At 73.0% G+C, this 8,217-nt stretch carries 8 protein-coding genes and 1 pseudogene; 7 read left to right on the forward strand and 2 right to left on the reverse strand.

Annotation, left to right across the window (positions count from 1 at the left end; translation table 11 throughout):
• Positions 1-109: pseudogene (locus ACFU7Y_RS34525) on the reverse strand (2Fe-2S ferredoxin); the annotation flags it as partial.
• A 106-nt stretch (positions 110-215) separates the two neighbouring features.
• Between ACFU7Y_RS34525 and ACFU7Y_RS34530 the strand changes: the two are divergent.
• The 3 genes from ACFU7Y_RS34530 (at position 216) to ACFU7Y_RS34540 (ending at position 3,741) form a co-directional block, all read left to right on the forward strand.
• Entirely contained in the window at positions 216-1,619 is a 1,404-nt protein-coding gene (locus tag ACFU7Y_RS34530) for a dipeptidase (protein ID WP_380770729.1), read from the forward strand.
• A 70-nt stretch (positions 1,620-1,689) separates the two neighbouring features.
• Positions 1,690-2,631: an NAD(+) diphosphatase gene (gene nudC, locus ACFU7Y_RS34535; RefSeq protein WP_380770730.1), complete on the forward strand. Its 942-nt coding sequence runs from the start codon at positions 1,690-1,692 to the stop codon at positions 2,629-2,631.
• Positions 2,632-2,901: 270 nt separating this feature from the next.
• A complete protein-coding gene (locus ACFU7Y_RS34540) occupies positions 2,902-3,741 on the forward strand; it encodes a GntR family transcriptional regulator (RefSeq protein WP_380770731.1) in 840 nt (279 codons plus the stop codon).
• A gap of 34 nt (positions 3,742-3,775) precedes the next feature.
• Here ACFU7Y_RS34540 and ACFU7Y_RS34545 read toward each other — a convergent pair whose 3' ends face one another.
• Positions 3,776-4,033, reverse strand: coding sequence for a mycoredoxin (locus tag ACFU7Y_RS34545; RefSeq protein WP_224285395.1), 258 nt, complete (start codon positions 4,031-4,033; stop codon positions 3,776-3,778).
• A 164-nt stretch (positions 4,034-4,197) separates the two neighbouring features.
• On the opposite strand from ACFU7Y_RS34545, the gene ACFU7Y_RS34550 reads away from it, so the two are divergent.
• From ACFU7Y_RS34550 to ACFU7Y_RS34565, 4 genes are all read left to right on the forward strand, one after another.
• Positions 4,198-6,465, forward strand: coding sequence for an ATP-dependent DNA helicase UvrD2 (locus ACFU7Y_RS34550; protein WP_380770732.1), 2,268 nt, complete (start codon positions 4,198-4,200; stop codon positions 6,463-6,465).
• Positions 6,466-6,736: 271 nt separating this feature from the next.
• On the forward strand, positions 6,737-7,195 hold the full coding sequence (locus ACFU7Y_RS34555) for a hypothetical protein (RefSeq protein WP_380770733.1): 459 nt from the start codon (positions 6,737-6,739) through the stop codon (positions 7,193-7,195).
• 171 nt (positions 7,196-7,366) lie between these two features.
• On the forward strand, positions 7,367-7,735 hold the full coding sequence (locus tag ACFU7Y_RS34560; RefSeq protein ID WP_374120130.1) for a WhiB family transcriptional regulator: 369 nt from the start codon (positions 7,367-7,369) through the stop codon (positions 7,733-7,735).
• The gene (locus ACFU7Y_RS34565; protein WP_308020300.1) at positions 7,732-8,130 is read left to right on the forward strand and encodes a hypothetical protein; all 399 of its coding nucleotides are present in this window, start codon (positions 7,732-7,734) and stop codon (positions 8,128-8,130) included. Before ACFU7Y_RS34560 ends, ACFU7Y_RS34565 begins: the two co-directional genes overlap by 4 nt.
• Positions 8,131-8,217: the final 87 nt, after the last annotated feature.

An 8,217-nucleotide genomic window follows, 5' to 3' on the forward strand; every position in this document is an offset into this window, starting at 1 on the left:
AGTCCAGCCGGACCCATACGAGGACACCGTCGTCGTGGGCGGGAAACGGATCCCACCCCGCGAACGGCCCCCCGTCCAGGGCCAGTCCGTGCCAATGACACACCCCCGTCGCGCGTCACCGCCGCGACGGGGGTGACGGAGGTTACAGCCCCCGGAGCGCCCGGCAGCCGGACGGCCGGGGCGGGCACCCGCACGGGCGAACTACAGTCGTCGGTATGACGAGAACCCCGGACAGCGTCGTCCGCTCCTACATCGATCAGCACCAGGCCGCCTTCCTCGCCGACCTCTCCGAGTGGCTGGCCATCCCCTCGGTCTCCGCCGACCCGGCCCGGTCCGGTGACGTGCGGCGCTCGGCCGAGTGGCTGGTCGCCAAGCTGCGCGAGACCGGCTTCCCGGTGGCCGAGGTGTGGGAGACCGACGGACTGCCGGCGGTGTTCGCCGAGTGGCCCTCCGGGGACTCGTCCGCGCCGACCGTCCTGGTCTACGGGCACCACGACGTGCAGCCCGCGGCCCGGGAGGACGGCTGGGAGACCGAGCCGTTCACCCCGACCGTGGCCGACGGCCGGCTGTACGCGCGCGGCGCCGCCGACGACAAGGGCCAGGTGTTCTTCCACACCCTGGGCGTGCGCGCCCACCTGGCCGCCACCGGCCGCACCGCCCCGGCCGTCAACCTCAAGCTGCTGATCGAGGGCGAGGAGGAGTCCGGCTCGCCGAACTTCGCCGACCTGGTCCGGCGCGAGGCCGGGCGGCTGGCCGCCGACGTGGTCGTCATCTCGGACACCGGCATGTGGTCCGCGACCACGCCGACCGTCTGCACCGGCATGCGCGGCCTGGCCGACGCCCAGGTCGACCTGTACGGGCCGGACACCGACATCCACTCCGGCTCCTTCGGCGGCGCCGTCCCCAACCCGGCCCAGGTCGCGGCGGAGATGGCCGCCGCCCTGCACGACACCGACCGCAGGGTCGCGATCCCCGGCTTCTACGACGGCGTCATCGAGCTGACCGAGCGCGAGCGCGAGCTGTTCGCCGAGCTGCCCTTCGACGAGGAGCAGTGGCTGAAGGTCGCCAAGTCGTACGGCACCCGCGGCGAGGCCGGCTACTCCACCCTGGAGCGGATCTGGGCCCGCCCGACCGCCGAGGTCAACGGCATCTGGGGCGGCTACACCGGCCCCGGCGGCAAGACCATCGTCCCGGCCTCGGCCCACCTCAAGCTGTCCTTCCGGCTGGTCGCCGGGCAGGAGGTGGAGAAGGTCCGTGAGGCGGTGCGGGCCTGGGTGGCCGAGCAGGTGCCCGAGGGCATCCGGTACGAACTGGTCTTCCCGGGCGCGACCCGCCCCTGCCTGACCCCGCTGGACCACCCCGCGCTCCAGTCCACCGTCCGCGCGATGGGGCGGGCCTTCGAGCAGAAGATCCTCTTCACCCGCGAGGGCGGCTCCGGCCCCGCCGCCGACCTCCAGGACGTGCTGGGCGCGCCGGTGCTGTTCCTCGGCATCTCGGTGCCCTCGGACGGCTGGCACTCGGTCAACGAGAAGGTCGAGCTGGACCTGCTGGCCAAGGGTGTGGAGACCGCCGCGTACCTCTGGGGCGACCTGGCCGAGAACTTCCGGCCGGGGGCATGACCCCCGCTGCGTGCACCATGGCAGCCAGATCACTCATCCGGATGATTCACCACGTGGGGATGGAACAGACGTGAGCACCGTGCCTGAGACCGAGCGCCCGCTGCACCTGGCACTGGCCCGGTCCGGGGTGGACCGGGCGGCCGAGCACCGTTTCGACGAGCCCTGGCTGGCGGCCGCCTGGAGCCACCCGAGCACCCGGGTCCTGCCGATCGCCGGCGGCGAGGCGTTCGTGGTCGACACCGCGCAGGGCACCGAGCTCGTGTTGCTGCCCTCCTTCGAGGCGCCGCAGACCGGCGACCGGTACTTCCTCGGCACCGACCAGGACGGCGTCTCGTACTTCGCGCTGGCCGGCGAGAGCCTGCCCGGGCGCCTGGACGGCGACGCCCGCCCGGCCGGGCTGCGCGAGGTCGGCGGGCTGCTGTCCGACCGGGACGCCGGGCTGCTGGTGCACGCCGTGGCGCTGGAGCACTGGCACCGGCTGCACAGTTTCTGCTCGCGCTGCGGGCACCCGACCGAGAAGGCCGGCGCCGGGCACGTGCGGCGCTGCACCTCCTGCGCGGCCGAGCACTACCCGCGCACCGACCCGGCGGTGATCATGGTGATCACCGACGAGCAGGACCGCTGCCTGCTCGGCCGCCAGGCGCTGTGGCCGGAGGGCCGCTGGTCGACGCTGGCCGGCTTCGTCGAGCCGGGGGAGTCGATCGAGCAGGCGGTGGCCCGCGAGGTGCACGAGGAGGCGGGCGTCCGGGTCGGCGAGGTGCGCTACGTCGCCAGCCAGCCCTGGCCGTTCCCGTCCAGCCTGATGCTCGGCTTCGCGGGCCGGGCGCTGCCCGGCGGCACCGAGATCACCGTGGACGGCGAGGAGCTGGCCGAGGCGCGCTGGTTCTCCCGCGAGGAGCTGCGGGCCGGGATGGAGGCGGGCGAGATCCTGCCGCCGTCCGGCATCTCGATCGCCCGGCACCTGGTCGAGCTCTGGTACGGGGAGCCGCTGCCCTCGGCGGCGCGCTGGTAGCCCCGTAGGAAAGGGGCCGGTCGGAAAGGGGCCCGTGCGAAGGGGGCCCGCACGAAGAGGGTCCGTACGAAAGGGGGGCGCGTGGACAATTCCATGCGCCCCCCTTTTCCGTTCCAACCCCTTCCCGAATTCGCCGCGACCAGCTGTTCGTATCAGGACGGGCCAGTTCTGCTACTGGGAGTCGACTGCGCGGGCCCGCGGTCAACCCGCTCGGACGATATTGCCGGAAACGGCTGAAACCGGCTCACCGCGCTCGCTACATTCACGAGGGTGACAATCCCCCGGGGCACCGCCCAATCCCCCAAATACCAGCGCCTCGCCGCCGACCTGCGCCGCCGGATCGCCGAGGGCGAGTTCACCGCCGACGCCGCCCTGCCGGTCGAGAGCGAACTGGAGCGCCAGTACGGCGTCGCCCGCAACACCGTCCGGCTCGCCGTCGACGTCCTGGTCAACGAGGGCCGCCTGGTCCGCCTCCAGGGCAAGGGCACGTACCTGCGCGAACACCCCGTCCTGGACCACCGCGCCTACGGACCCTGCCCGCCCGCCGCACCGCGCGACTGCCTCGCCGCACCCTCCGCCGTCTACCTCGGCGAGGCCGACGAAGCCGGGCGGGAACTCGGCACCGACTTCGAGATGATGATCGTCCGGGCCCGGGTGGACATCGCCGAACGGCTCGGACTGCGCCCCGGCGAGGCCATCGTGGTCCGCCGCCAGCTGCGGCTGCTCGACCGCGAGCCGTACTCGATCGAGGAGAGCCACTACCGGGCCGGCCTCGCCGCCGGCACCCCGCTGATGGAACCCGATCCCGTCGAGGGCGGCGACGAGGCGGTGCTCGCCACCCTCGGGCGCACCGAGATCGGCGCCGTCGACCACCTGGTCGCCCGGATGCCCGGCCCCGAGGAGGCCCAGTGGTTCCAGGGCGGCCCCGGCGTGCCGCTGATGGTGCAGACCCGCGTCACCTACGACCGGCGCGGGCCCGTGCGGGTCATCGAGACCCGCTACTCGGCCGACCGCAGCCGACTCGTCTACGGCGTCGGCGACCTCGGCGCCCGCACCACCCTGCCCGCCCCCGCCACGCCCGTCGACCCGGCCCGGGCCGACGCGCCGTGACGCGCGCCGGCCCGGCGGCTCGGACCGGGCGGACTCAGGCCGCCAGGGCCTTCTTGACCTGCAGCAGGCTCGGGTTGGTCATCACGACCTGCTCGCCGCCGCCGGCCGGCGTCACCAGCACCGTCGGGACGGTCTGGTTGCCGTTGTTCACCGACTCGACGAAGGACGCCGACGCCGGGTCCTCCTCGATGTTGATCTCGGTGTAGCCGATGCCTTCACGCTCCAGCTGGCTCTTGAGTCGGTTGCAGTACCCACACCAGGTCGTGCTGTACATCGTCACGGTGCCGGACATCGAGGAGGCTCCTTGGGAAGAGAGGTGCGTACGGTCTCCGGCAGGAACGTCCACCGGGCGGAGGACATTCCGGCACGCCGTCGACCGTCATGCGGAGCGATCATCCTGCGATCACACCGGGCCTGTGGACAACCCCGCCCGGGTTGTCCCACCGGGCTGAGAGGATGGAACGCATGCAGGAAGACCTCTTGAGCGGCAGCCCGTACGACGGCCCCCACGGCTCCCCCTGGGCCGACCCCGGCGCCGCCACGGGCCCGGACGCCGTGCTCGCCGGGCTCGACCCCGAGCAGCGCGCCGTCGCCACCGCCCTGCACGGCCCCGTCTGCGTCCTCGCCGGCGCCGGCACCGGCAAGACCCGCGCCATCACCCACCGGATCGCCTACGGCGTGCGCAGCGGGGTCTACCACCCCCAGCAGGTCCTCGCCGTCACCTTCACCGCCCGCGCGGCCGGCGAGATGCGCGGCCGGCTGCGCCAGCTCGGCGCCGACGGCGTCCAGGCCCGCACCTTCCACGCCGCCGCGCTGCGCCAGCTCCAGTACTTCTGGCCGCGCGCCGTCGGCGGCCCCGTCCCCCAGCTCCTGGAGCGCAAGGTCCAGTTGGTCGCCGAGGCGGCCGGCCGCTGCGGCCTGCGCGTCCAGCGCACCGAACTGCGCGACCTCACCGCCGAGATCGAATGGGCCAAGGTCACCCAGACCGCCCCCGAGGACTACCCCGCGGCCGTCGCCAAGTCCGGCCGGGAGGCCCCCCGCGACCCGGCCGAGACGGCCCAGGTCTACCGCGTCTACGAGGAGACCAAGAGCCGCCGCGGCACCATCGACTTCGAGGACGTCCTGCTGCTCACCGCCGCGATCCTGGAGGACCGCCCGGACATCGCCGACCAGGTCCGCTCCCAGTACCGGCACTTCACCGTCGACGAGTACCAGGACGTCTCCCCGCTCCAGCAGCGCCTGCTCGACCAGTGGACCGGCCCCGACGGCGGCGCCAGCCTCTGCGTCGTCGGCGACGCCAGCCAGACCATCTACTCCTTCACCGGCGCCACCCCCGACTACCTGCTGAACTTCCGCGGCCGGCACCCCGGGGCGACGGTGGTCAAGCTCGTCCGTGACTACCGCTCCACCCCCCAGGTCGTCCACCTCGCCAACGGACTGCTCGCCCAGGCCCGCGGCGAGGCCGCCCGGCACCGCCTGGAGCTCGTCTCCCAGCGCGAGGCCGGCCCCGAGCCGGTCTACACCGAGTACGAGGACGAGCCCACCGAGGCCGAGACCACCGCCCGCCGGATCAAGGAGCTGCTCGCCGCCGGGGTGCGCGCCAGCGAGATCGCGGTGCTGTTCCGCACCAACGGCCAGTCCGAGGTCTACGAGCAGGCCCTCGCCGACCTCGGCGTCCCGTACCAGCTCAAGGGCGCGGAGCGGTTCTTCGAGCGCCCCGAGGTCAGGGACGCCGGCGTGCTGCTGCGCGGCGCCGCCCGGGCCGCCTCCGACCCGCTCACCGACGGCGCCCCGGACCTGGCCGGCCAGGTCCGCGCGGTGCTGGCCGCCCGCGGCTTCACCGCCGAGCCCCCGGCCGGCTCCGGCGCCGTCCGGGACCGCTGGGAGTCCCTGGCCGCCCTGGTCCGGCTGGCCGAGGAGTTCGAGCGCACCCGCACCGCGGCCGGCCAGGGAGCCGACCTCGCCGCCTACGTCGCCGAACTGGACGCCCGCGCCGCCGCCCAGCACGCCCCGGCCGTCGAGGGCGTCACGCTGGCCTCGCTGCACGCCGCCAAGGGCCTCGAATGGGACGCCGTCTTCCTGGTCGGCCTCACCGAGGGCACGCTGCCGATCATCTACGCCAAGACCGACGAGCAGGTCGAGGAGGAGCGCCGCCTCCTCTACGTCGGCGTCACTCGGGCCCGCAAGCACCTCACCCTCTCCTGGTCGCTCTCCCGCTCCCCGGGCGGCCGGGCCGGCCGCAAGCCCAGCCGCTTCCTGGACGGGCTGCGCCCCGGCTCCGCCGCCCCGGGCGCGCGCACCGGCGCGCGCGGCGGGCGAGGAGGCGTCGAGCCGGGCGAGCGCTCCGCTGCGCGGCGGGTCCGCGGACCGGTCAAGTGCCGGGTCTGCGACAAGGCGCTCACCGAGGCCGTCGAGCGCAAGCTGCGCCGCTGCGAGAGCTGCCCGTCCACGATGGACGAGGGGCTGTACGAGCGGCTGCGCGAGTGGCGGGCCCGGCAGGCGAAGAAGCAGGGCGCGCCGGCCTACGTGGTGTTCACCGACGCCACGCTGATGGCGATCGCCGAGGACGTGCCCGCCGGCCGCCGGGAGCTGGCCGCCATCTCCGGGGTCGGCGCCATGAAGCTGGACAAGTACGGGGCCGCCGTGCTGTCGTTGTGTGCGGGGGAGGAGCCCGAGGAGGATCCGGACGGCGTCGAGGACGCTGGTCCGGTCGATCCGGCCTGAGCCGGTCCGGGCGCGGCCCCGGGGGCTGTCCGGGTGGCTTCGGAACCCGTTGTGTGACGTGCCGAAGAACTCGCGTGAAAAATAGTTTGCGCCACGTGCCGGGAGCGCAATAGCCTGCCGGAGCGGTCAAGGGGACGCGGTCGCACGGGGTGAAACCTGTGCCGACGCCCCTCGCCCGAGAGCTTCACCCAGAGCTTTACCGAGACAGACATCCGAACATTCGGAGCCAGGGAGACCAGGCTCCGCGAGACGCCGAGAGGAGGCGAAGACAGTGGGAAACATCATGATCACCAAAATGACTGGCCAGACCGTTGTCGCTGCCTCCCTGTGTGCCGCCCGCCTGCGGGCGCTCGCCGAGCTCGGTGGAACCGGTCTGGGTCTCGACACCACCGGTGTCTCCGTCGTCCCCGCTGTCAGTGGTCTTGGACACACTGATCTGTGCTTCACGGGCAGCAGGAGCGTCGACGGCACCTTTGTCGAGACCGGTCTGTCCCGTGACTGGGCGTCGTTCGGCACGTCGTGCTCCGTGCGCGACGAGCGACCGATCCAGGCACCGAAGGCGGCTGTAGCCGCCGCCATGCATGGCGGCTATGCGCAGGTCATCGGTGCCGGAAACACCCAGAAGCAGAACGAGCAGCAGATTAACCAGGCCAAGGCCGCCTTCGCGGGCGCCAAGGCCGTCCGGATGTGGGCCTTCCGCGGCCCTGAACCCTGGAGAGAACGAACCTGAGCCAACCTCAGGTCGGCACCTCCAGGGCCGCGGAACCCGTCACCACCGGGATCCGCGGCCCTTCTGTTTTGTCCGGTACGCAAGACCACCCAGGCCCTCCGGGGCCTCCGGCCCAGCACCACCAGTCCCCTGGGCCGGAACCACTGAGAAAAGACGAGGAAGACGCCCACAGTGTCCACGGTCATCACACCGCCCACCCCGTCCGTACCGCCGACAAGCCAGATCACCAAGGCCGACCAGGCCGACCCCCCGGAGGTTCCTTCCATGCAGCTCAGCTCGATCGAGCAGGCCGAGTCCCTCGGTCTCCCCATCCCCTGCCGCGCCTTCGACCCCGAGGTCTTCTTCGCCGAGACGCCGGCCGACGTCGAGTACGCGAAGTCCCTCTGCGGCACCTGCCCGGTGAAGGACGCCTGCCTGGCCGGCGCCCTGGAGCGGCGTGAGCCGTGGGGCGTCTGGGGTGGCGAGCTGTTCGTCCAGGGCGTCGTGGTGGCCCGCAAGCGTCCCCGTGGCCGTCCGCGCAAGACCGAGGTCATGGCGTGAACCCCGCCGTCGAGGCCAGGGCCGTCCGCCGGGGAGAGCAGCCCCCGCTGGAAAGCGCCCTCCGCCGATCCGTGCGGATCGCCGCCGCCAAGGCCGATGCCGCAGCCCGCATCCCGTTCCCGAGCAAGCACCACGAGCAGGACCACGACATGAACCCCGCCGCCGTCGATCCCACCGCCCGCGCCGAGCAGGCCACCGAACTTCAGACCCAGAACAGGATCCTCGAGATGCAACTCCTCCACGAATCCCTGGCCCGTGCCCATATGCAAGACAGGCTGCACGAGGCCGAGAACCAACGGCTCGTCAGCCGGGTCGTCCGGGCCCGCAAGCTCAGGCAGCGCGCCGAGCGGGCCTCGATGCGGGCCCGCAAGGCGCTTGCCGTCGCGCTGATGTAGGGCCTGCCGGCCCGCAGGCCCGTCGTCGACAGGCCCTCGCCGGCTACGGTCCCACCCCCGTCGTGCCGCAGGCCGCTCCCCGTCGCC

The organism is Kitasatospora sp. NPDC057542 (genome assembly GCF_042801945.1).
In the GTDB taxonomy this organism is placed as follows: Bacteria; Actinomycetota; Actinomycetes; order Streptomycetales; family Streptomycetaceae; genus Kitasatospora.